We start from the raw sequence: 24,829 nt of genomic DNA, 5'->3' as shown, positions 1-24,829 counted from the left end.
AATTAATTTAAGGGTATAGTTCTCGTTTGGCCCTTATTATTGGTTACCGTAACAGCGGCCATTGTATCGTCAATATTAAAAAATCTGCCCGATTGTGACAAGAACGACCCACCATTATAAAACTCCTGCTTAGCTAATTTTCCGTTTTTATATTTGATTGTAGCATACATATCCATAGGTTGTAGCGCTACGGCCTTAGGAGATTTTTTAAGTTGAAATACTTTTAAAGGGCCTTTGTGCTGGCTGGCGGCTAACAAGTAATTGCCGTTGGCACCGCGTAGCTTAACCAAACCCTTACCATCACCCGGTATATAAATGCCGCTTTGCATAATGCTTAACGGTTTAAACCCACCTTTACCATCGCCCTTAAGCATTAAGCCGTTAAAGGCATCGTAGCGGCCGTTGCTAATGTCAGATCCGTAATCGTTACCGTTAAATATCACATCTAAGTTGCCATCATGATCGAAATCGTCGATCACCATACCTGCAAGTTGCGACATCTGGGCCTCAATTGGCAATGCCATTAATGTGAACTTACCATGCCCATCGTTACGCAAATAACCAGATCTTAGATCGTTAGCCTTTAAACGGATTGCGCCTTTACGCATCTCCGGCGTAATAACACTATCCATGGTTGCTACCGCAAAGCTTTTATAGTTTTGGAACTTAACCCGCATGCTGATCATCTGCTTAACAATGTCATCACGCGTATGCGCCGGGAACTCCTGTAGCTTGCCTTCTTTGTCCTTTAAAAACAGTGATGGAAAAGCGTCATAACTATCATTATTATCAAAATCCTTTGCAGTTATGTACATCGGGTACTGATCCGTTGCGCAGTAGAACGTATTAAGGCCCGTATTACCTACGATGTAATCAATGTCGCCATCATGGTCAAAATCACCACCAGCTATGGTGTTCCACCATCCCAGGTTATTCTCAACCCCGGTAGTAGCGGTCATATTCTTAAACACCCCATGATCATTTTTAAGAAAGGTAAGCGGCATCCATTCACCGGTTATGATCAGATCGGGCCATCCGTCGTTGTCATAATCCGTAAACGACGCGTCACAAACCAAACCCAATTTATTTAAACTTTTGGCTACTGTTGGCGTAGCATCAACAAATTTGATCTGCCCTTTTGTGCTCTCGTTCTTCAACACAAGGCTCGATACCGGTTTAGGATAGGCCCACGGCTCAACCCTGCCGGATACGAACAGATCAAGCGATCCGTTTTTGTCAAAGTCGACTGCCTTTACACATAGCTTGCTGGTAAAATTGGCAGGCAGGGCGTTGGGCTGTAAGGCAAAGTTTCCTTTACCGTCATTAGCATAGATCCTATCCTGGTAAGCCTTTGAATTTGGCTCCTTCTCGTAGCCGCCGCTTGCTATATACAGATCAAGGTCTCCATCGCCGTCGGCATCAAACAAAAGCATGCCCTCATCTTTAAATTGTACATCGGTAGAAGCAGGCTCCAAAGCACGTTGTTTAAAGGTGCCATTGGCTTGCTGCAAAAATACCTGTGCCGGATATTTTGAGGTACCACCAACAACCATATCATCAAAGCCATTGCCGTCAATGTCGCCTACGGCAATAGCAGGCGTATACTCACTAAATTTGTGCGGAAGCAACTTCTGAACATTAAAGTCAATGTAATCATCATCTTGATGTTTATAATTGATGCCTACGGCTTTGGTTACTTCAGCAAAAAGAGATCGATCGTTTACGCCGCCAATTTTAAAGCTATAAGGGCTTTTAGCATTCTTAATGTTCACAGTAAGCGTTTGGTCGGCTTTAACGTTGGCCAGCGTTTGTTGCAAGCCGTTCTGCCATTTAATAACTACCGAGTCAACCTTAGCTACTTTGCCCAAACCAAAATGGGCTATGTTTTGAATGGTTGACAAATAGCCTCTGAATGGCGTATTCTCGTAAACCTGGTGTTTACCGTTGTTGTAATAAATATCTGCCCAGGCACCTATGCCATCCCTGTTTTGAGCAGAGCCTTCAAATTTTACGTGTAGGTAATGATTATTGTCTTTATCCTTATCGCGCGATGTATTACGATACACAAATGCCTCATCATCAATATTATTGATGATCAAATCCATTGCGCCATCATTATCCAGGTCGGCATAAGCACAGCCATTAGAAAACGATGCTATGTCCATGCCCCAGGTTTTGGTAACATCTTCAAACTGCAATTTACCGTCGTTACGAAAAGCGTAATTAGGGATCTTCACAATCGGTATCTGAGTTAAAACCTGCTTTTTTGATGCCAGTGCAAATGACTCGTTCCTGAAAGCAATAAAATCATGATCGGTAACATCTCTTGGGTAGCCGTTGGTAACTACAATGTCCCTGAAGCCATCGTTATCGAAATCGGTTATCATAGGCCCCCAGCTCCAGTCTGTTTGCGCTACACCGCTCATGAATGCAATCTCGCTAAATGCAGGAGCACCTACCGAATCATTTTGGCCCAAACGCGGGCCCTGGTTTAGCTGAAGGGTATTGTGATTATACTGATATTGATAGCCGTAAAAGTCAAAATTTTGGTATAACTGGTAAGTTGTGCCGGGCATAAACATCTTTTTTCGATAGTTATCCTCGGGGTCCATGTCCAGTTCAAATACGTCGGCAAGGCCATCGTTATTAATGTCCTGTATATCCTGGCCCATAGCGCTGGTAGCGGTATGTTTAAAATACTCCTGTGAGCGATCGGTAAAAGTACCGTCGTGATTGTTGATGTACAGGATGTTATTAGGTAGGAAATCGTTGGTTACATAAATGTCTTTCCAACCATCCCTGTTAATATCTACTGTTGAAGTTGCATGCCCATATCCCTCGATCAGGATACCGGCTTCTTTTGAAACATCCTTGTAAACCGGATGCTTTAGTACAGGATCATAATCGTTCCTGAAAAGTTTACCCGTGCTGCGGGCCGATCCATCCTTGATCAATGGCCTAAACTGGCTGGTATTGTCTGTAGATTGCGCTTCATTAACGGTGAGGTACATATCCAGGTCACCGTCATTATCATAATCAAAAAACGAAGCCATTGTGGAGTGTACGTTGATCTTTAAGCCGTATTCCGCCGCTGATTCTTTAAAGTGAGGGACACCATCTTTATCAGGGCCCTGGTTAATGTATAGTAAGTTTGTGCGTTTATTTGCATCGTTTAGCAGTGTGTTACATACATAAATGTCTTTTAAGCCATCATTGTTGATATCAACAACGGCAACACCCCTGCCCCAGCCGCCTTTGCCTCCAACGCCTGCCTTATCTGTTACATCATCAAATTTAAAATCACCTTTATTGATGTACAGCTTGTTTGGTACTGCATTACCAATAAAATAAATATCCTGTAAGCCATCATTGTTGAAATCGCCTAAACCAACACCGCCGCCATTATAAATATTTAATTTATCTAACGGATTTATACTGTCGTTCTCTACAATAAGATTGTTGAATTTTATACCGGATTGAGAGGATGATATACGTTCAAAAAGTGTTGCCTTTTTACACGCGGTAACCGATAAAGCAATAGCTATTACAAGTAAGTATCTTAGGGAAGTCATAACGGGTTATGAACAAATATATTCAAAAAAAAGAGGGAAAGACGATACATCTTCCCCTCTTTTTAAACTATTTGTGAGCTATTAGTAGCCTGGGTTTTGTTTCAGAGTACCTTTAGATAAGTCGATCTGAGTTTGTGGGATCGGGTAAAGTTCATTCTTGTTAGCAGTGAACTTCGCAACCTTCATAACCGCTGAAGTGAATGAATCACCAAAGTCGCGGGTATTTTTTAGGAACTTCTCAATTTCTGATGACATAAAGCCTGTTGCAGGGCCGCCGTTAACAGCATCCCAACGAGAAAGGTCAAAGAAACGATGTCCTTCCATACCCAACTCAAGTTTACGCTCAAAGTATACTGCTTTACGAGCATAAGCCTGCCCGTTTGTTACAAATTGATTAGTATATAAACCAACTTTGTAGTTAGCAGCAAACTGGCTGTTATCAACAATTGGTTTGGTAGCATCACCGTTGGTATAACCGGTTAACTTACCTTTAACCCAACCGCTTTGATCAGCAGCACGAGCACGAACAAGGTTCACATAAGTTTGCGCATTTGCAAGTTCGTTAGCTTCTACCGCACATTCTGCAGCCCATAAAAGCACGTCAGCGTACCTGATAGCATTGTAGCTGTTTGATGTTGCCTGGTTAGCAGCCCAACCGCCGTAGCTGTCAGAAGTTGTTGCTTGTGCAGCTTTGTAGTAAACGTTTTTAATTGGCAGGTACGGACCACCGTTTGGCTGGTCGCGAGCCCATGCAGCACCCGGGCAAATACCCCAGTCTAAGTATGGTATACCACGACGGCCAACTGACCAGTCTAACCTTGCATCTAACAATTCATCGCCAGGAGTAAATACTGTACCAGCAGGAACAGCCTGGTCGTTTTTGATATAACCGTTTTGGTAAGTATCGATCAACGGTAAACCGTTTGCATCTACTTTAAACGAGTTTACAAAATCAAATGTAGGCTGGAAGAAACCGCAGCAACCGGCAGGGCCGCCTGATGGGAAGTTTAATACGCTACCAGCGTTACCATTTAAACCGTTTGCACCATCATTTACAGACGTTTGCACCACAAACACACCCTCAGGGCCGTTTTTGGTTGACGGGTTAAAGTTGTTTGCATAAGCGCCTAAAGCATATTTTGCACCAGAAGAGGTAACGCCGTTAGCAATTACATCTTTTAATATGGTGTACGCAGCAGAATATTTATGATCAAACATCAGGGTTTTAGCTTCAAATGCAAGCGCCGCCCATTTGTTAGCACGGCCTATTTGTGATTGTGTGGCAGGGAGATCTGCTGCGGCTGCTACAAAATCTGCCTCTATTTTATCCCAAATTGGGCCACTGTTTGGCACGTTGTAGTTGTTAGCCGCGTAAGTGATGGTCTCATCAACATATGGGATGTTTTTCCAAAGTTTGGCAGCCTCCAGGTGAAAGAATCCACGCAGAAAACGTGCTTCAGCAATGTATTGCTTTTTCTGATCATCAGAAATTGAACCATCCTTTACCTGCGGTAATAACCTTAACACGTCGTTTGCGCGCTGTACACCAGCATAGCATACGCGCCATTTATCGTTCAGGTAATCGTTTGCGCCTGTAGCGCTAAATGCTTCAAGGTTAGCAGCAGCCGGCTGGTCACCGGGGTTTGAACCTTTAAATGCATCACCCGCAACAACGCTACCATACACCCAGTTATCGGTACCGGTTTCCCATGGGCTACCTGCCTGGCCGTCAAACACGCCATCTACTACAGAGTATGCACCAATAAGTACACCGTCAACACCTGTACGGGTTGCGATCACTTCCGGAATCAGCGAGCCTATCGGCGCCTGATCCAGATATTTTTTACAAGAGTAAGTTAAACCGACCAGCAGAAGCGTGCCCGGGATAATTACCTTTAGTTTAAAGCTTGTTTTCATAACTATTATCTTATATCTTCTGTTAGTTATTATTAGAAAGTTACGTTTACACCAAAAATAAACCTGCGCTCGTTATTTGGATAGTTACCCAAATCAATACCAGGGCTGTTACGGTCAACAGACTGCAACTCCGGATCAAGGCCACTATATTTAGTAGCAGTGAACAGGTTAGTACCCTGTACATACGCACGCAATTTTTCAAGGCCAATTTTCTTGATTATAGAAGGCTCAAAAGTGTAACCTACTTGAACTGACCTCAATTTAAGGAATGAACCGCTTTCAACATAGTATGAGCTGATCGCATCAGAGGTACTGAAGCTTGTGGTTTTTTCTAAAATTGGAGCTTTAGGATTGGTGTTGGTTGGTGTCCAAGAGTTGTTTAACAGGTCTAAACTTTTGTTACCGGTTTGTGAACCGTAGAAGTTAGTCCAGTATTTGATGGTGTTGTATATATCAGCACCATGCGAACCATAGAACACTGCACCTAAATCAAACTTTTTGTAGCTAAGATTTAAGTTTACACCATAAGTGAAATCCGGCAGTGGGCTACCGATCTTTGTACGGTCAGCATCAGTGATGCGGCCATCACCATTGGTATCCTGGTAACGGAAACGGCCAGGAGCTGCATCTGTTTGATAAACAGGAGTTGATCCGAAAAGATCCGGTTTTTGCTGAGCGTTAAGCGCATCAATTTGAGCCTGGTTATTCCAGTAACCAATCACTTTATAACCGTAGAAGTCGCCGATGCTGCCACCTACCTGGTTGTAAACTACGTTACCATTACGTATACCGGTAGTGTAGAATGGTGCACCAAGTTCGGTGATCTTATTGTTAAGCGTTGTGATGTTAGCGCCAATTGAATAGGTAAACCCACCTGAAGCACCGTGGTAGTTAGCGCTGATATCAAAACCTTTGTTAACTACTGTACCGAAGTTAACAGCAGGGATAGCAGCATCCAAACCACCTACAGTTGCAGGAAGAGGTACATTTACCAAAAGATTGCTAATGGTTTTTCTGTAATACTCAACTGTAAAATCGAAATGGTTAAGGATAGACATATCGAAACCTACGTTGAATATTTTATCGGTTTCCCAAGTTGTGTTAGGGTTACCCAATGAGTTTGAGAAATAACCGGGAACTACTGAACTTGATGAACCGGTAATAGGGTATGAAGAACCACCTGCACTACCGCCAAACGCAGCATAAGCACTATTTTGACCAACGTTTGCGTTGTAACCAAGAGTACCGTAGCTACCACGGATCTTCAAGTCATTTAACCATGCATTACCTTTAAGGAATTCCTCTTGCGATGCTCTCCATGCTAATGAAACCGCAGGGAATGTACCCCATTTTTGGCCTGAAGCAAATAGTGAGCTACCATCACGACGGATAGTTGCACCTAAAATATATTTATCGTCATAGGTATAATCTAAACGACCGAAGAATGACATGATCCTGTTAAGAGGTGTATTGTTTGCGCCAAACGAGCTGTTTGCTGTGGTTTGTCCAGACTGACCATTGGTGATGTTTGCGTAGAATGGATCAAGTGAGAACAGGTTTTTTGCAGTTGCGTTAATGTTACGACCGGTAAAACCTCTTTGCTCAAAACCACCCAATAAACTGATATTGTGTTTGCCAAATACTTCCTTGTATGCAATGGTGTTACTCCAGTTAAAGTTAGTTGCATATAAAGCACCTTCATTATAGCTATTGTTACCGCCATGCGCTTCACCACTATCATACTGGCGATAGCCAATGTTGTAATAATAACGGTTATAAATGTCTGCACTGTAAGCTGTACGCGCTGTAAAGTGCTTCAAGAAATCAGCCTCAGCAAAAACGGTACCTTGAATACCGTACTCATTAGTATGAGTTGTAGTTTGGCGCTGTTGAATACCCACAGGGTTTAAAGCGTTACCTAAAGCAGCCGGACCAGCGTAAGTACCACCAAGGTTACCTGCAATATCATATACAGGGATAATTGGAAGCGTACGGTACGTTTCAGAAATTGGGTTACCTTCGTTTTGGTTACCACCGTTACCTAAACCACCGCCACCATTAGGTGAAGTAGCATAATAGAAACTTAGGTTCTCTCCTAAACGGATGTGATCTTTTACGTTAAAGGTTGTGTTAACACGGGCCTGGTAACGTTTAAAGTATGTATTAATAAGTGTACCTTGTTGGTTAGTGTAACCAAATGATAAGAAATATGAGCTTTTATCGCTTGCCGCGCTTGCACTTAATGAGTGCTGTTGGATTGGAGCAGCTTTAAAGATCTCGTGGAACCAATCTGTACCTGCTCCTCTAACAAATTTCTGGATCAGGTAATCTTTAGCCGGGTCATTATCTAAGTGATAGTTTGGTAAAAAGTTACCTGCTTGTGCCTGGTTAAATACACCCTTAGAACCCGCGCCTGATTGATAACCGTAATCGTAAAATTTACCATTGTTGCCTTTCATCAGGTCGTTGTCAGGGTCAACTTTTGCAACTAATTGCTCGTACTGGTCTGCATTAAGCAAGTTGAAAACATTGCCACTTAAAGGCTGGGTAGTACCGTAGAAAGCATCGTAAGAAATTGACGCTTTGCCTTGTTTACCTTTTTTAGTTGTAACCACTACAACACCGTTACCACCGCTCACACCGTAGATAGCAGCTGCACCAGCATCCTTCAATACAGAGATAGACTCTATATCACTAGGATTGATGTTAGAGATGCTTCCGGTTTGCAAACCGTCAACAACATAAAGCGGTGAAGAGTTACCGAAGTTACTTATACCACGGATACTTACCTGTGCACCCGCACCAGGGGCACCTTGTGTAATCACGTTAACACCGGCCGCCTGGCCCTGTAACATAGTTTCGGCACTTACAGTTGGTACCGATTTAGCTGCAGTAACGTTAACCGTTGTAACAGAACCAGAGATGTCCTTTTTACGCTGAGCGGTATAACCTGTTACTACAACCTCGTTTAAAGTATTGTTAGCAGACCTTAAAGTAACGTTAACAACGTCGCTTTGGCCTACTGTTACTTCCTGAGTGGTGTAACCCAGGTAAGTAAACACAAGCACATCGCCCGGCTTTACAGATATACTGTAATTACCGTTTACATCTGTTTGTGTACCTGTGGTAGTACCCTTTAACAATACAGAGGCGCCAACTACCGGCAACTTGTCGTCGCTGCCAATAACCTTACCTGTGTGCTTTGTTTGAGCTGTAACTACCAGCGAAGATACCATGCATGCCAGTAGCAAGCACAATGCTCTCCCTTTGCGGAGTAAACTTTTAAACATGAGATTGAGATTTAGTTGATTAATATATTTGATTTAAGACCTTATTCTTGGTGAGATATAGGAACATGGCCGTACCTGCACGTTCGCCGTCGTGCGGTGGTAGCATACAATAAGCTTACAGAAGTTCTTTTTTCAGGGTAAAAGCGTAAGCTTTCGATTTTGAGATATGAAAAAAGAAAATGTAAAAGTTTAATCATGTATTTACACTATCCTATTAAAATGTTCCTACTAAAACCAGGATATGGAAGCGGCTGATGTTGCCTCACTTTAATATCTGGTTAATTTGTTTTTGGGCTTATTTAAAAAGAACCCGGTTTATATTGGCATTTATCTAATATAACTAAGGTGTATACGCTACACAAGATTTATATCAGAATTATAAATTATTCATAAATGCAATCAATTAATTAATAAAATATCAGCATATCTCCTGCCGCTTATATTTTTATTAAAAAAAAGGCAATTTTTGTATCTAAATAATAAGCTCATTTACAGAGTTAAAAGTGCTAATTATCCACAATTACCAACACTTTAAGGGATATAATAGATTTCCCGGCCCAGCAAAACGCTGCATTTAAAAACTTCGCGATTTTTTTTTAAGAAGTCTGACCCGCCGGATGTATAAGATGTTAACGAATTATTAAATTTTAAAGTGGTTAATAATGTCTAAACGACATTTACTTGTACAAAATACACGAAGTCGATTTTTACTACACTGTAAAGGTTTTGTATAAACAAAACAGCTTTTGCATTGTGCAAAAGCTGTTTTAATGACAGTTTATTTAATTTATTTATAAGCTATTTCATCCAATTTACAGTAGCAGATTCGGTAATCTCGGAATTGGTACCTACTTCAATAATAAACTTGCCCGGCTCCCAATCATACTTCAGGTTACTATTAAAAAATTTCAGTTTATCAGGGGTAATGGTAAAGCTTACATCTTTCTTTTGGCCAACCTGAAGGGTGATCTTCTTGAAGTCTTTAAGCTCCTTTACCGGCCTGCTGATACTGGCCTCCGGATCGCCGATATATAATTGAACTGTTTCCTCACCAGTATAATTGCCGGTATTGGCAACTGTTATAGTTGCAGTAAGTGTTTCGTTACCTTTGAGGTTAGTTTTGCTAAGCTTTAGATTACTGTACTGGAATTTAGTGTAGCTTAAGCCATAGCCAAACGGATAAAGTGGTGAATTATCAATATCCAGGTAATTAGATTTAAATTTAGTTGGGCCGGTTGTATAAGGGCGCCCGGTATTTAAGTGATTATAATATAAAGGTATCTGCCCAACGCTGCGTGGGAAAGTTGTAGTTAACTTTCCTGACGGATTGTAGTTGCCGAATAATACGTTAGCAATAGCATTACCGGCTTCGGTGCCCGGGGCCCATACATCTAATATTGCAGTTGCGTTATCGTTTTCCCATTGTAAAGTAAGCGGGCGACCGTTAAATAACACCAGCACCATAGGTTTATGAAGTTTTTTAAGTTCCCTAAGCATTTTTTGTTGACTTTCGGGTATGCTGATATCAGACCGGCTTGATGACTCACCGCTCATACTTTGCGACTCTCCTACTACAGCCACAATGATATCCGACCTCTTTGCCGCTTTAACAGCATCCTCGATCATATCCTCAGGCGACTCCTTATCTAAGGAAACCATGCCCGGGCCAAAGTTTAAACGTTTGATAAAAGTTGTATCATCAGTAATGTTGCTGCCTTTGGCGTAATTGATCTTTACCTTATCGCCAACCACACGCTCAATGCCCTCCATCACGCTTACCGATTTTTCCCATTCGCCACCGATAACCCAGGTGCCCAGCATATCGCGTTTGTTATTTGCCAAGGGGCCAACCAAAGCTATGCTGCCACCGGTTTTCTTTAGCGGCAATATCTGGTCGTCATTTTTAAGCAGTACAAAAGAATGCTCCGCAGCCGAACGGGCCGCAACACGGTTAGCAACAGTCATGATATCACTTTTCTCTCTCGCGGCATCAAGCGATTTGTAAGGGTTATCAAACAAGCCTAATTTATATTTGGCTTCCAGTATCAGGCGGCATGCCCTATCGATATCTGCCATGCTTACTTTTTTCTCTTGTAATGATTTCTTAAGTGTTTTTAAGTAACCTTCGCCCACCATGTCCATATCTAAACCGGCATTAATAGCACGGGATGATACCGTTTTAAGGTCGCCGAGGCCGTGGTTGGTAACCTCGTTAAGTGAGGTATAATCTGAAACCACGAAACCTTTAAAGCCCCATTGCTTGCGAAGCAGATCTGTAAGCAGCCATTTATTAACGGTTGAGGGCACACCATCCACCACGTTAAATGAACTCATGATACTGCCAACACCGGCGTCAACGGCCGCTTTGTAAGGCGGCAGGTAATAATTATACATTGCCAGGCGGCTCATGTCAACCGTGTTGTATTCGCGGCCCGCCTCGGCAGCACCATAAAGCGCAAAGTGTTTTACGCAAGCCATAACAGCATCTGCATTTTTAAGGCTGGTGCCCTGGTAGCCATGCACCATAGCTGCAGCAATGCGACCGCCCAGGTATGGGTCTTCGCCGCTACCTTCCGAAATACGGCCCCAGCGTGCATCACGAGCAATATCAACCATTGGAGAAAACACCCAGTTCAAACCTTCGGCAGTTGCCTCTTTCGCGGCAATACGTGCAGATTGTTTGATGAGATCAAGATCCCACGTAGCAGACATGCCCAGTGGTATGGGGAATATGGTACGGTGACCGTGGATAACATCCAAACCAAATATTAACGGTATATGCAGGCGAGACCCTTTAACGGCTGCCTCCTGCATTTTACGAACTTCTGCAACACCGTATAAACCGAAGATGCCGCCAATGGTGCCGTTTTTAACGCCATCGCCGATACCGTTATTGGTAACCGAGCCCGTGATAGCCATACCGCCGGTAACCAGGTTAAGCTGACCTATTTTTTCATCGACCGTCATTTTCTTCATCAGGCCGGTTACATAGGCGTTCATCTTTGCAGTTTCTGCAGCAGTTTGTGCATTTACATTTATACTGCAAACGCTCATTAATAAAGCAGCACCTATAAATGCTGCACTGTTACGGGTAAATTTTTTTTTCATCTATAAACAGCTTAAATACGGTAAAAGCCAACATTATTCAAATGTTAACCTATCTTTATAAAATAACTGTAAAACTTATTACTATAATTGGCTATAGAATTTACGCCCGGAAAGGTGTAAATAGTACACAATTGTAGATATTAAAATCAAACAATCAAAGTTTTTTATATAATACCCCTTAAATGTTAACAAAGGAGCAGTTAGACGATCATTGGGAAAAGATATACTTAAATCATATATCTATTGACTGCGTTGTGTTTGGTTTTCATGAAGGCCAGCTCAAAGTTTTGATGCTTAAAAGCAATAATGAAGAAGCCTGGTACCTGCCGGGCGGTTTTGTACTTAAAGAAGAACCTATTGAAGAAGCAGCAAACCGAATATTAAAGGAGCGCACCGGCATTGATGAGGTTTTTCTTCGCCAGTTTCATGTATTTGGCGATCCGGACAGGTCAAAGTTTCATAATGAGATCTATAAGGATAACAGCTTCTTTAACCAACGTTTCATTTCCATAGGTTACTATGCCCTGGTCGACTTTGTTGACGTTACCCCAATGCCCGATGCTTTTTCTGAACTATGCACCTGGCGCGACCTTGATGATCTCCCGGCTTTCCAGTTAGACCATGAAAACATATTCCGAACCGCTTTAGATACCCTAAGGCTGCAGCTTAACTACCAGCCCATAGGCTATAGCCTGATGCCGCAGCAGTTCACCATGCCCGAACTGCAAAAACTCTACGAGACCATACTGGACAAAAAGCTCGACCGCCGTAATTTTCAGCGCCGGATACTTGGTTTTGGCATTCTGGATAAACTGGAAGAGACACGAAAAGGCGGCGCTCATAAAGCCCCTTACCTATACTCTTTTAACCTCGAAAACTATCGCGCAGCGCTTAAAGAGGGCCTGCAGGGAGGCTGGTAAATTAGGTCATCCGGGCTTTTTTGGCTATCTTAAGCCCGTTTGCTAACCTAATTCTACTATGAAAATTAAAAATGTACTGGTTGACACCGTCTTACTCGTTTGTGCAATATTCTCTGCCGGCTTTGGCCTAAAAGGATTCCTTCTGTCAAGTCACTTTATTGATGGCGGGGTTACCGGTATATCAATGTTGATGGCCGATATTACCAAAACACCGCTATCAGTACTTATCTTTATCATCAACATACCTTTTTTAATACTTGGCTACCGCAAACTGGGTTTAAAGTTTGCTGTTAAAAGCGCGGCTGCAATTGCAGGTCTATCGCTATGCTTAGCATTTGTTCATTTCCCTGATGTTACGCATGATAAATTGCTTACTGCAGTATTCGGCGGGGTATTTATTGGTGCAGGTATAGGTATGGCTATACGTGGTGGTGCCGTTTTAGATGGCACGGAGATAGCTGCCCTACTGGTAAGTAAACGTGCACAGATAGTCCGCGTGAGCGATGTAATCCTTATCCTTAACGTTGTGATATTTGTTGTCGCCGTATTTACCCTCGGTGTTGAATCGGGTTTGTATTCCATCCTTACGTATTTGTCCGCTTCTAAAATGATCGACTTTATCCTTAATGGTTTGGAGCAATACACAGGCATGACGGTGGTATCAACCAAAGGCGAAGAAATACGCGTTGCCATTACCCAAAGCCTGGGCCGTGGGGTTACTGTATACCAGGGTAAAAGCGGTTATGGCAAAGATGGCCATATTAATTCTCCTCGCGAGATCATCTTCACCGTGGCTACCCGCCTGGAGGTGCCGCTTCTGAAACGTGAGATCTTAAAGATAGATCCTGCTGCCTTTATTGTCCAAACCAGTGTTGACGATACCACCGGTGGTTTACTGAAGAAGAAGAGCGGGCATTAAGCCCCCCAAGGCCTCCTAAAGGGGGAGTAGGAGATTCTTTCGCGTTGCGGCCTTAATTAGGAATTTAAAACAATTGCTCTTTGAATTGTTTTAAAAAAGCTCCCCTTCAGGGGGTTGGGGGGCTAAAACCAATTACATGCCCGAAGGCCCAAGCATATTGATCTTAAAAGAACTGGTACAGCAATTTAAACATAAAACCGTTGCCGAAGCTACCTGTAATAATAAATCTTTAGACGCTTCACTGCTGGTAGATAAATGCATCATAGACTTTAAAAGCTGGGGCAAACACTTTTTGATATGCTTCCCTAAGTTTACGGTGCGCATACACATGATGATGTTTGGCACCTACCGCATCAATGCACACACTGCTAAACCACCTCGGTTAGGTGTGCGTTTTACTGATGATACAGAGCTTAACTTTTATGCCTGCCAGCTGCAATTGATCATGGAACCGTTGGACAAGGTGTACGACTGGCAAGCCGACATCATGAGCGACCACTGGAGCAGCCGTAAAGCCATCAAAAAGATGAAAGCTGACCCTGATCTGCTTGTCTGCGATGCGCTGATGGACCAGCACATATTCTCGGGCGTTGGCAACATCATTAAAAACGAAGCGCTATTTAACGCCCGCATTCATCCGGAGAGTTTGGTAAGTGCCCTGCCACCAAAAAAGCTAAGCGAAATGATCAACGAAGCGGTGAAATACAGCTTCCAATTTCTGGAGCAGAAACAGGCAGGAACATTAAAGAAAAACTGGAAGGCTTACCATAAGAAAGAATGCCCGCGTAACCACGTGCCAATTATCCGCAAAGACACCGGCAAATCGCACCGCACAAGTTTTTATTGCGAGGTGTGCCAGAAGCTGTATAAGTAAAGTTATCAATTAGCGTCATGGCGAGGTACGAAGCAATCTATTTGCTATACAGAGGCGCTTTGCAAGTTGGGAGATTGCTTCGCATCTCGCAACGACGCTTTAATAAGGATGTTGTTGGTCACTTTACCCCAACCATCTACCAAACTCATAAAACTTAGTGATCTTGATTCCTATCTTACTACCTACCGGATGCTTACGCAGGTTATAGTTATAAACGCGGAGAATTACTTCATTTCGTTCTACAATAAGTTCCTCGTAAAAGCCACGGTAGAGCACTTGCTTAACCAGCCACTTTGAACCCATTGATATGGAAGATGCTATCTGTACATGTTCGGCATATATCACTACCGTACCCCTTTTTGATTTTATGCCACAGGTTTTAGCCTGGTTAGCCGTCATCTCGCTACAGCTTGCCAATATCCTGGCTGTGTATAAAAGTTTAGGCGTTTCATAGAGCTTTTCTGGCGGACCATGCTCAACAATCTCACCCTCTTTTATAACAATGAGTTCATCCGCCATGGAAAGCAGCTCTGCAGGGTCATGTGATACCAGTACCACCGTCACTCCCCACTCCTTTACAATCTGGCGTATATCGTGCTGCAAGCCTTCGCGGTAATTGGCGTCAACCTGATTAAAGGGCTCATCAAGCATTAATACTTCCGGGCGGTTTATCAGCGCTCTTGCAATGGTTACCCGTTGCTTTTCCCCGCCGCTCAGCTTGCCGAATGGTTGGTCACGCAGATCGTCAATACCTAACAGGTTTAATGCTTGTGTTATCTTTTGTATCTTGTAATTAACATCTTCTGCGGGTAGTGACCTGCCCAGATTATCCCACACCGTTGCGGCTGTATCCATATCGGCATTGTCCTGGCTTACCATGGTTATTTTGGCGTGCTCGGGCTGTAGATTAGTAGTCCTTACAGGCAATGGCTGACCATGAAAAAATACATCGCCCGAATCCGACTTCATGTGGCCGGATAGCAATTTAAGGAGCGATGTTTTACCGCTGCCACTCTCACCTACTATACCTGTGATCTTGCCTTTGGGTATAAAAACAGTAACATTATTTACGCCTGAAGATTTATCGCCAAAAAAATTTTTGGTCACCGTAATGGTCTCCAGTATCAATTCATCTTTCATTATATACGACTTGCGACGAGGGATTATCGTATCAAACCTAATGTATAAATCGGTGTCTGCCAAAAAAAATAGATTTAATGAGGCTGGATTACACCTAAAGACTCGAAATCGATAGCAACTGAAAATCGACATTAATCATTGGTTATTTATAGTTGAATAAAACAAATTCCCTTAAAAAATCATTCACAAATTGAACCTTTAAAACCAAACGATCATGAACAGGACTTTAGGAATTATTTTGATAGTGGTTGGCGCAGTTATGCTGATATGGACCGGCTTTACCTATACAAAAAAGGAAAAGATCATTGACGCCGGGCCGATACAGGTATCGGCGGATAGAGAGAAAACGGTGAACTGGCCACCCTACTTAGGCGGTATTTTACTGGTTGGTGGAATTGTTATAGTAGCAACGTCTAAAAAAGCATAGCCCCCATTACTGTATATTAGCGGTATGCAACCTGTATTTTTCGAAACCCCTACCAAATTCAGGGAATGGCTTGAGCAGCACGCACATACTGAGAAAGAACTGTTGGTAGGTTTCTACAAAACAGGCTCCGGCTTGCCCAGCATAACCTGGCCGCAATCTGTTGATGAAGCCTTGTGTTTCGGCTGGATAGATGGCGTGCGAAGATCCATAGATGATGAAAGCTATTCCATACGGTTTACGCCGCGTAAGCCCGGCAGTATATGGAGCGCTGTGAACATTAAAAAGATCAAGGAACTTACAGAGAGGGGATTAATGAAACCGGCAGGAGTAGCAGCTTTTGAAAACCGCAGGGAAGACCGTTCTGCCGTGTACGCATTTGAAAACGAGGAGAAAAAATTACTACCTGCCTACGAAAAGCTCTTTAAAGCCAATAAGGCCGCGTGGAAATTTTTTGACGCCCAGGCACCATGGTACCGAAAGGTTGCTCTGCACAGGGTGATGAGCGCTAAGCAAGAAAAAACACAAATGAGTAGATTAGAAAAGCTTATAATGTACAGCGAAAAAGGCGAGCGGATGCCGTAAGAAAAAAATACTGTCATCCCGGTTTGTTAGCTACCAAGCCGGGACCCACACCGTAAAAAAACTAAACCTGTCAGAGCCCGTATTTTGTGTGTGATACCACCTTTTGGCCGCAGGTGGCACGACAGTTTATCTTTATGTTAAACAAGCTTTCCATTATCTATAGCCTGCTGCAAAACCGCTACTTTAAACTTTGGCTTGTAACAATAGCCGGTTACCTTTTTAACCCATTTATGCTTGTAGCCAAACATGGCTTTTATCATACGCACCCTTGTTGAACCTTTTGGGTACCCGTATTTATACCAGCTGAACTTTGACTTATCTACCTTGAAATGTTCTGCAAACTCCGAAAGAAAAAGATCTATCTCGATGTCGTAAATGTCGAGATCGAGATCCAGGCTGGTATCGGCTTTTATCATTGAAGTATCAACCGGCACAACCTTATACCGACGACAATAGTCAACAATAAAATCCTTTAATTGAGGGGATAGATGGTCCATACAATGCCTTAATAGTTCTGATATAAAGGACACCGATATTTTCCCGGCGTTGCATTTAAAGATAATAAATCATCGTAATTGCCTGCAAACGCCTTATTAAAATAGAAGTAGTCTATAAAGGCTTTTCCAGCTTGTACATCTCTAAAGGTTCTTTAGCTATGCCGTTATGTTCGGGTATGGTAAAGGAGATCACTTCGCCTGTTTTGGCGTAGCCACGCCTTTCATAAAAGGCAATCAATTCCTCGCGTTTGGTTATAACGGTCATAGTCATACACTTTAAGCCATGTTCCCGGCCAAAATCTTCTGCGGCTTGCAGCAATTGTTTACCTAAACCCTTAGCCTGCAAAGTTGGTGATACGGTAAGCATACCGAGATAAAGCTTTTCGCCACGCTTTTGTAGAAATACGCAACCGGTTATTTTATTATCCTCATCGGTGTTTTTTAACATGGTAACGGCCGGGTCATTTAGCTCCTCGGTAAAGCTGCCAATGTCTGTGCGGGTTCCATCAATCAGGTCTGCCTCAGTTGTCCAGCCTCGTTTGGCGCCTTCGCCACGATAAGCAGAGTTTATCAGATCAACCAGTTCAGGAATATCAGAAGATTTTGCAGGAGTTATAGCCATACAGCAAATGTATCGAATAGCTCACAAATGTTAAAGTGCTGCGCTTACAGGTTTTTATAATCCTCGCGTACAGGGGTAAAAACATCTATTAGCTTACAATCTGTAATGGCCAAGCCGCTGTGCTGTGCATTTGATGGGATAACAGCAAACATACCCGGGTCAAGTATTTGCGCGGAACCGTTCACCGTTAGCTGAAATTTTCCTTCAATAACGAAAGATAGTTGCTCGTGTACGTGGTTATGTGTACCCAACACACAGCCCGACGCAACCTCTATAAAGTTGATGGTATTGCTATCGGTATGTATCAGTTTAGAGAAAAAGCCGGGAGCTATTTCTCTCGTAGTAATGTCTGCAAAATGCCTGAAAATGTCGTTATCCATAGCCGGTTAAGCTCTTTTCTTTTTAAGGGTGATCACTGTTATCTCAGGCCATATACCCAACCTGCCCGAGAAGGCCAGGAAGCCAAAACCGCGGTTCACGTACAAATGCCTGTTGTTTTGTTTGATGAGACCTGCCCAATCCAGGTAACGATATTGCACCGGGCTCCAGCGGAAACCTGCGGTTTCTACCCCAAATTGCGCGCCGTGCGTATGCCCCGACAGTGTTAGGTGAACATCCGTTTTATGATAGCGCACTTTCTCTTCCCAATGTGTTGGATCATGAGAGAGGAGTACTTTAAAGGCCTTGTCATCCACGCCTTGCAACGCTTTATCAAGATTACCTATTTGAATAAAGCCGCGCCCCCAGTTTTGTACGCCGATGAGCGATATCTTCTGGCCGTTTTTTTCTAACTCAACATTCTCGTCTAATAAAAGACGAAATCCTAACTCCTTATGATGGCGTTTTAACTTCTCCAGGTTATCTCGTTTGGCTTGTTCACTATCCCATTGAATGTAATCACCATAATCATGATTACCTAATATAGAGAATTGGCCGAACGGTGCTCTTAACTGGCTAAAATTGTCAATGTATTGCTCAATTTCCCATGCTGCGTTGTTCACCAGGTCGCCGGTAAATACAAACAGGTCAGATTTTTGGGCATTAGCCAGGTCTATGCCCTTTTGCATTGCCTCCACATTATCAAAACTCCCCGAATGGATATCGGAGAGTTGGGTAATGGTAAAGCCATCAAAAGCATCGGGCAATTCATCATAATATATCGTATGCTTATGCACCTTGTAATCATATTTGCCGCGGAACATGGCATAAAAAAAGGATGTGAATGGTAATGCTGCCAGCAATATGGCTATTTCACTGATAAACTTTCGCCGTTGCGGAAAATAGGGCTCGCCGGGCTTATGCTGCCCAACTAATCCGGCAACGAACCGACCGAGATCGCCAAGTGACAGTACTATACAAAACACCAGTTTGGTAACAAAGAATGTTAGGAAAAGGCTTAACATCCACTCGTGAAACGGCGTCATTCCCTTTGCAGAATTAAAGCTGTTGATGCCAACCAGAAACACAACGGTGACGGTTACCGATATAAGCAAAAAGCCCCATGGTAACGCTTGCCTGGCAAAGCGCGATTGCCAGTCGGCAGTTAAGGTACGCAGGCCATTAAAAACGTACCAATCCATTAAGAACGCTATAGCCGATGTGATAAGGAAAAAATTGAATAAACCGCCTCTGTGCATAAAATTAGATAGCTTAAGATTGCAAGATATAAAAGGATAGGTAATTGATTTGTAAAAACACCTGTTACGTTTTGCGTTAACAATAACCTTAAGAAAGAGGCAATGTTTGATAACCGGCTTAAAACAAAAGCTCCCGTTGCATTTCGCAGCGGGAGCTCTTATTATTAATATCGCCTTACATGTACCGGGCCACGGGCGCGGTAATGATGATGGTAATACGATCGCCTCGGTGCAAAAACCGGGCGGTAATAACGGCTATGGTAATGGCGCTCTACAACTACCACACGGCGTGGCGGGCGGTGATATACAGGGCGGTTAACATAAACCGGCTGCTCATAAACCACAGGCGCCGGCGTACCTATTTGTGCCGAAATTGACACCTGTGCATCCGCAGTACTAAAACTAAATAGTGCTATTGCCGCAACGGCGATCATCTTTAAGTATTTCATAATTGTTTCGTATTTAGGGTTGATAGAATGTACTTGTTAGAATTAATAGTTACGATAGTAGCCGTGGTCGCGGTAATAACGGTCGTGATACCTGTCATAATGATACCTGCCGTAACGACGGTTATTGTAATTGTCTACTGTACAACTTGAGAATAATGCAGTACCTAACACCAGTACGGCCATTATTTTTATGATGCTTTTTTTCATTTTTAATATCTCCTTCACTTTGCTTTTTAATAGCGCATTGTTTAAATATTAAACTGCGCAAAGCTTTCCAAGTTTAATGTCGCAGGGCTTGTATAACTAACTTGTTACAATCAAAATGAAGATATGCCCATGATCAGGATTGTCTTTTTCGCCCTGTAATTCGCTGTGCTATAAAGGCGTACAGCATACAAAACAACCAAAAAACAACAACCAAAACGGCAATATTGAGCGCAACCTGCGGGTACCCAAATTTACCGGCGTCCAAAAAGAAGTACGGATATTTGGTTGTTAAAGCACCACGGACAAGAATATAGATGATGTAAAAAAGCGGATAAATAAGCCAGCTGAACGTGCCTTTATAAGTGATACCTGTTTTAGGAGATATAGCAGCCCAAAAGATGAGATACAAAATCGGGTTTACCACATGCAGTAGTTCATCAGCCACACGCGCCCATCCAACAGGATGAAAGGTAGATCGCAAAACAACATTGTACACAAGCGATACAATTGTGATATAAACCGCAACGGCACTCAGCACTCCCGGACGGGTAAACCATTTACCATTAAAGCCTGACAACGCAACAAAGCCGGTGCACAATGCAACCAATAAATTGCTTTGTATGGTAAAATAACTAAAGTACTCTAACAGGAAGCCACCCAATGTACGCCCTCTGTCTGCATAGCCGGGTAAGGACATGCTTAACTGAAGTACAATAGCTGCAACGCACAACAACGATATAATAGCGCAAAATGCGCGGGCACCTGAACTTATCTGACTAAACATAAAGCATTAACCACAATTGCGTCAAAATGATTGTAACGACAATTTTAACATATAATTTTCCTGATAGCTTGTGCGCTATAGATTCACAAACGTATCTTTACACAAACCAATAACCATGCGTATTTCTCTACCCAAATTACTGGCCGGTATAGCCGTTTGTATGTTCATGTTTGTTTGCCCTGCTGTTAAGGCGCAGGCAACATTCAACCACATAGCCCTTTGCTCAAAAGATCTGAAGAAGAGCAACGAGTTTTATACCACCGTTTTAAATCTCAAAATTATCCCGAATCCATTTAAGGATACCGTGCATACCTGGTATAGCATTGCACCCAATATTGCCATGCACGTAATACAAAGCAATTGCGCAACTACTAAGGTTATAGCAGATCATATTTGTTTCAGCGTATCATCGGTACCCAAATTTGCTGAGATGCTGAAAGCAAAAAACATTTCCTATTGCAACTGGAAACAAGTGCCGGGCCAGATAGAACATCGTGTTGATGGCGTGTCTCAGCTTTACATCCAGGATCCGGACGGTTACTGGATCGAGATAAACGACGCTAAATAGCCATAACTGCTTATAATTCTAACAGTTTCATCAGGCAACAATTTCGCTGGGAAGCCTTATTATTATATTTTAACAGACGTGTTATGATATAACGAATTTGTGCGTCTCGTGGATGAAATTATGCCAGATGAAGGGCTTTATCAACATACCTGTAACTTTTTGTTGCAAAAACTGCAAGCAATGTGGCGCAAGACCCATAATTGCATGGGTTGATACCATAAGGTATGTTGTGAAATGCCCTGCCGATAATTCTCATTACCAGACTAAGCCGGGTATCATCGATATAGATGATTGGAATTTTCACAACTCATCTTTATACGGTGATTAACAGCTAATTCTCCAATTAGCTGCCACCGCCTTTAAACCATAGGCGCTACTCATGGTCACATAAACAGAAATAACAACCTGTTACCATGAAAAAAGCAATTAACACTATACTTACCGATATAAACAACGTATTTGTAAAGGGCGATTCAAACAAAGTAGAGCAGGCAAGAATGTTCTTGCTGTTGGCTGTACCTGTCATGTCGTTATTGTACATATTTGGTCAGTTTCCTATTTATTAATCGGGTGCACTCAAAATAATTCTATTTTTGCGGCACAAACCCGATATGGAAAACTTAAAAGGAAAATTCGACAGCATTATATTTGATCTGGATGGCACACTTTGGGACAGTACAGAAACCATTAGTCGTGCATGGCAAACAGCTTTGGACCAGGCTCCTTTTATGGCAGGCGAGGTGATGAGCCGTGAGCGGGTAAAATCTATCACCGGGATGACCTATGACGCCATTTTCCAGAAATTATTTCCATCGCTTAGCGTTGAACAACGCAGCCAGGTACAACAACTTTGCTCAGTTGCCGAGTTGGATATCCTGCACAAACAAGGCGGCGAGCTTTATCCAAACCTTGCGGATACGTTAACTTACTTAGGCCAATTCTACAAGCTTTATATTGTAAGTAACTGCCAGAGCGGCTATATCGAATTGTTTTTAGATCTGCATAACATGCACCCGCATTTTCTTGCCCATCAATGTTTTGGCACCAAAGGAAACCCTAAGGCAGATAACATAAAAGACATTGTGAATGATCATAACCTGCAAGCACCTGTTTATATAGGTGATACTATGGGCGATTATGACGCTGCTGCAAAAGCCGGCGTTCCCTTCATTTTTGCGGCCTATGGTTTTGGGGCCGTTGAAACAGGTATGGTTGCAACTATCAACAAATTTGAGGAACTAAAAGAAATATTATAATCAAACTTTTAGGCAATAAGTAGGGTTTAAAATTTAAACTACTGTTGCTAAAAATGAATATTTCAAAGTTTTTGCATTCATGCCTGGTATTTGAAGATAAGGGGTATAAGATCTTATTCGATCCCGGTAAATTTACTTTTGCAGAAGGACTAATTAAACCGGATAGCTTTGCTGATGTTAACGCGATCATCATCACCCATATTCACCCCGATCATCTTGACGTAGATAACCTTAAAAAGATAGTTGCGAGCAGCCAAGCCCCCGTTTACACCAATGATGAAGTGGGCGAAGCATTGGCGGAAGAAGATATACCCTTCAACATCATCAAAGAAGGCACATTTGACCTGGGGCCGTTTAAATTACAAGCCTTCCCCGTGCAGCACGAACCATTGCTGGATAACCCGATCCCTCAAATGACCGGCTTTATCATCAACGATAAAGTTTTGCACCCGGTTGATTCTATGGAGACTAAACTTACCGAATTCAGAGATATTGACGTACTTATCATGGTTACAATGGCCCCCTTTGCCAACGAACTACGTATAGCAGGCTTTGCAGACCGCGTGAGGCCTAAAAGGATACTGCCTGTACATGATGGCTACGCTAAAGAATTCTTTTTGAAACAGCGCTACGAAAACTACAGGAAACATTTTGAAAAATCAGGTATTGAGTTTCACCCGGTGATTGAGATAGGCGATTGCATAAGCGTTTGACATATTCTAAGCACTTTTACTAATCTCTGGTTAACTAATCTCCAATCACTAAATAACCTTATCCTCTTTATCAAAATTCTCCATTACCAATACCGCCGCGCCTATCAACTCGGCGTCGAAGCCCAATGAGGATATCAGTAATTCCGTACCTGATGATAGTCGCGGGATACAATATTTGTGCAAGGCCTGTTGTATTGGTGCCATCAATATCTTACCAACCTTTGCTCCCCTACCGCTCAGCACAATGTTAGCAGGGTTCATAATATGAATGAGGATAGCCAACGCCTTGCCAATTTTGTAACCGGCTTCGGTAAGTAACTCAATGGCAAACTGGTCGCCCTGATTGGCAGCTTCCATTAATGCATCCCCTATCAGTTTCGATTGTCCATCCTGCATCTGTAAACTGGTAACGCGTCCTTTTTTTATCCCCTCCTCAGCCTTTTTGGCCACAACCAACATTGATGCTTCCGCTTCCAGGCACCCCCGCTTGCCGCACACGCAAAGCTCACCATCGTCTGACAACGGGATGTGACTTAACTCGCCCGCAAAGCCATTGTATCCCCTGAATATCTTACCATCGATGATCATACCCAAACCAATACCCCAGCCCAGGTTTATCACCATCACTTCCTGCTGTGAGCGGGCAATACCAAATTTTTGTTCGGCCAGTGCAATCAAACTGGAATCGTTGTCTATGTATGTGGTAATACCCGTAGCGCGTTCTATGTATTTGCTCAGGCTTTCGCCGCCTGCATCAAGATAGGTATAGTTTATACCCTCTATTGCGTTGATAAAGCCCGGCATACCTATGCCTATCCCCGCAATTTTATCTTTAGCTACACCGGTTTCCGCTATGTATTTATTAAGCTGGTTTATCAGCTGCGAAAGAGCTTCATCGTTATTATGAAGTTTTAACTCCACCGTTGCCATATCGGCAATTGGGCTGTTGTTGAGATCAAGCATTTGTATCCGGGCGGATAGCTGGTCCATAGCTACGGCTAATATGAACATAGCATTCGCGTTAATGGCGTACATCAACGGGCGGCGGCCACCGCTTGATGGCGCATAACCCTGTTCAACCACAAAGCCTTCTTTTATCAGCTCGTTTATAGCCTTGGCTATTGATGGGATACTTTTATCAAAAAGCTGGCTTAAACCGGCGCAGGACATCGCTTTATCAAAATACAATCGCTTAATGATCATATTTTTTAACCAGCTACTTTTAACACCTGTGCTCTTAATTTCCATGGAGTAATTTGGATACTTTAAATAGTTTCACCGGAAACCGCTGTTTAAAATTAGCATTTTTTCAGAACACAGCAATAAGTGATAAAACTTTTTAAATTA

At 42.7% G+C, this 24,829-nt stretch carries 22 protein-coding genes; 9 read left to right on the top strand and 13 right to left on the bottom strand.

Going from position 1 to position 24,829, the window contains the following annotated elements; all coding sequences use genetic code 11:
• Nucleotides 1-2: 2 nt before the first annotated feature.
• The 4 genes from INP83_RS09700 to bglX all read right to left on the bottom strand — a co-directional run bounded on the left by INP83_RS09700 (nucleotide 3) and on the right by bglX (nucleotide 11,887).
• A complete protein-coding gene (locus INP83_RS09700; RefSeq protein ID WP_219127248.1) occupies nucleotides 3-3,572 on the bottom strand; it encodes a VCBS repeat-containing protein in 3,570 nt (1,189 codons plus the stop codon).
• A gap of 81 nt (nucleotides 3,573-3,653) precedes the next feature.
• Nucleotides 3,654-5,489: a RagB/SusD family nutrient uptake outer membrane protein gene (locus INP83_RS09695; RefSeq protein ID WP_219127246.1), complete on the bottom strand. Its 1,836-nt coding sequence runs from the start codon at nucleotides 5,487-5,489 to the stop codon at nucleotides 3,654-3,656.
• Nucleotides 5,490-5,521: 32 nt separating this feature from the next.
• Nucleotides 5,522-8,779, bottom strand: coding sequence for a TonB-dependent receptor (locus tag INP83_RS09690; protein WP_146268519.1), 3,258 nt, complete (start codon nucleotides 8,777-8,779; stop codon nucleotides 5,522-5,524).
• A 798-nt stretch (nucleotides 8,780-9,577) separates the two neighbouring features.
• Nucleotides 9,578-11,887: a beta-glucosidase BglX gene (gene bglX, locus INP83_RS09685; RefSeq protein WP_219127245.1), complete on the bottom strand. Its 2,310-nt coding sequence runs from the start codon at nucleotides 11,885-11,887 to the stop codon at nucleotides 9,578-9,580.
• Between the two features lie 182 nt (nucleotides 11,888-12,069).
• On the opposite strand from bglX, the gene INP83_RS09680 reads away from it, so the two are divergent.
• The 3 genes from INP83_RS09680 (at nucleotide 12,070) to INP83_RS09670 (ending at nucleotide 14,600) form a co-directional block, all read left to right on the top strand.
• Nucleotides 12,070-12,807 carry an NUDIX domain-containing protein gene (locus INP83_RS09680; RefSeq protein WP_219127244.1) on the top strand — a complete coding sequence of 246 codons (738 nt, stop codon included), beginning with the start codon at nucleotides 12,070-12,072 and terminating at the stop codon, nucleotides 12,805-12,807.
• 58 nt (nucleotides 12,808-12,865) lie between these two features.
• Nucleotides 12,866-13,726 carry a YitT family protein gene (locus tag INP83_RS09675; RefSeq protein ID WP_146268522.1) on the top strand — a complete coding sequence of 287 codons (861 nt, stop codon included), beginning with the start codon at nucleotides 12,866-12,868 and terminating at the stop codon, nucleotides 13,724-13,726.
• Between the two features lie 136 nt (nucleotides 13,727-13,862).
• On the top strand, nucleotides 13,863-14,600 hold the full coding sequence (locus tag INP83_RS09670; protein WP_219127243.1) for a DNA-formamidopyrimidine glycosylase family protein: 738 nt from the start codon (nucleotides 13,863-13,865) through the stop codon (nucleotides 14,598-14,600).
• Nucleotides 14,601-14,723: 123 nt separating this feature from the next.
• Here the strand turns inward: INP83_RS09670 and INP83_RS09665 are convergent, their stop codons facing one another.
• Nucleotides 14,724-15,740 carry an ABC transporter ATP-binding protein gene (locus INP83_RS09665; protein WP_219127242.1) on the bottom strand — a complete coding sequence of 339 codons (1,017 nt, stop codon included), beginning with the start codon at nucleotides 15,738-15,740 and terminating at the stop codon, nucleotides 14,724-14,726.
• 214 nt (nucleotides 15,741-15,954) lie between these two features.
• Between INP83_RS09665 and INP83_RS09660 the strand changes: the two genes are divergently transcribed.
• Nucleotides 15,955-16,167, top strand: coding sequence for a hypothetical protein (locus INP83_RS09660; protein ID WP_146268525.1), 213 nt, complete (start codon nucleotides 15,955-15,957; stop codon nucleotides 16,165-16,167).
• Between the two features lie 24 nt (nucleotides 16,168-16,191).
• A complete protein-coding gene (locus INP83_RS09655) occupies nucleotides 16,192-16,749 on the top strand; it encodes a YdeI family protein (RefSeq protein WP_219127241.1) in 558 nt (185 codons plus the stop codon).
• Nucleotides 16,750-16,886: 137 nt separating this feature from the next.
• Here the strand turns inward: INP83_RS09655 and INP83_RS09650 are convergent, their stop codons facing one another.
• The 7 genes from INP83_RS09650 to INP83_RS09620 form a co-directional block, all read right to left on the bottom strand.
• Nucleotides 16,887-17,246: a DUF1493 family protein gene (locus INP83_RS09650; RefSeq protein WP_219127240.1), complete on the bottom strand. Its 360-nt coding sequence runs from the start codon at nucleotides 17,244-17,246 to the stop codon at nucleotides 16,887-16,889.
• Between the two features lie 112 nt (nucleotides 17,247-17,358).
• Complete coding sequence (locus tag INP83_RS09645) at nucleotides 17,359-17,868, bottom strand: GNAT family N-acetyltransferase (RefSeq protein ID WP_219127239.1); 510 nt, start codon at nucleotides 17,866-17,868, stop codon at nucleotides 17,359-17,361.
• 44 nt (nucleotides 17,869-17,912) lie between these two features.
• The gene (locus INP83_RS09640; protein ID WP_219127238.1) at nucleotides 17,913-18,248 is read right to left on the bottom strand and encodes a cupin domain-containing protein; all 336 of its coding nucleotides are present in this window, start codon (nucleotides 18,246-18,248) and stop codon (nucleotides 17,913-17,915) included.
• A gap of 6 nt (nucleotides 18,249-18,254) precedes the next feature.
• Nucleotides 18,255-19,448 (bottom strand): metallophosphoesterase, encoded by a 1,194-nt coding sequence (locus INP83_RS09635; protein WP_219127237.1) that lies wholly within the window; start codon nucleotides 19,446-19,448, stop codon nucleotides 18,255-18,257.
• A gap of 221 nt (nucleotides 19,449-19,669) precedes the next feature.
• A complete protein-coding gene (locus INP83_RS09630) occupies nucleotides 19,670-19,954 on the bottom strand; it encodes a hypothetical protein (protein ID WP_219127236.1) in 285 nt (94 codons plus the stop codon).
• 42 nt (nucleotides 19,955-19,996) lie between these two features.
• Nucleotides 19,997-20,161, bottom strand: a complete 165-nt coding sequence (locus tag INP83_RS09625; RefSeq protein WP_186458658.1) for a hypothetical protein — start codon at nucleotides 20,159-20,161, stop codon at nucleotides 19,997-19,999.
• 133 nt (nucleotides 20,162-20,294) lie between these two features.
• On the bottom strand, nucleotides 20,295-20,945 hold the full coding sequence (locus INP83_RS09620; RefSeq protein ID WP_219127235.1) for a Pr6Pr family membrane protein: 651 nt from the start codon (nucleotides 20,943-20,945) through the stop codon (nucleotides 20,295-20,297).
• A 115-nt stretch (nucleotides 20,946-21,060) separates the two neighbouring features.
• On the opposite strand from INP83_RS09620, the gene INP83_RS09615 reads away from it, so the two are divergent.
• The 4 genes from INP83_RS09615 to INP83_RS09600 all read left to right on the top strand — a co-directional run bounded on the left by INP83_RS09615 (nucleotide 21,061) and on the right by INP83_RS09600 (nucleotide 23,482).
• Nucleotides 21,061-21,513, top strand: a complete 453-nt coding sequence (locus INP83_RS09615; RefSeq protein ID WP_219127234.1) for a VOC family protein — start codon at nucleotides 21,061-21,063, stop codon at nucleotides 21,511-21,513.
• 413 nt (nucleotides 21,514-21,926) lie between these two features.
• Nucleotides 21,927-22,079, top strand: coding sequence for a hypothetical protein (locus INP83_RS09610; RefSeq protein WP_219127233.1), 153 nt, complete (start codon nucleotides 21,927-21,929; stop codon nucleotides 22,077-22,079).
• A 45-nt stretch (nucleotides 22,080-22,124) separates the two neighbouring features.
• Entirely contained in the window at nucleotides 22,125-22,769 is a 645-nt protein-coding gene (locus INP83_RS09605) for an HAD family hydrolase (protein ID WP_219127232.1), read from the top strand.
• Between the two features lie 53 nt (nucleotides 22,770-22,822).
• On the top strand, nucleotides 22,823-23,482 hold the full coding sequence (locus INP83_RS09600) for an MBL fold metallo-hydrolase (RefSeq protein WP_219127231.1): 660 nt from the start codon (nucleotides 22,823-22,825) through the stop codon (nucleotides 23,480-23,482).
• A 48-nt stretch (nucleotides 23,483-23,530) separates the two neighbouring features.
• Here the strand turns inward: INP83_RS09600 and INP83_RS09595 are convergent, their stop codons facing one another.
• Nucleotides 23,531-24,730, bottom strand: a complete 1,200-nt coding sequence (locus INP83_RS09595; RefSeq protein ID WP_219127230.1) for an ROK family protein — start codon at nucleotides 24,728-24,730, stop codon at nucleotides 23,531-23,533.
• Nucleotides 24,731-24,829: the final 99 nt, after the last annotated feature.

This window comes from Mucilaginibacter sp. 21P (assembly GCF_019331605.1).
Classification (GTDB): domain Bacteria; phylum Bacteroidota; class Bacteroidia; order Sphingobacteriales; family Sphingobacteriaceae; genus Mucilaginibacter; species Mucilaginibacter achroorhodeus.
The sequence above is the reverse complement of the archived record's forward strand: the minus strand, read 5'-3'. Positions and strand labels throughout refer to the sequence as shown.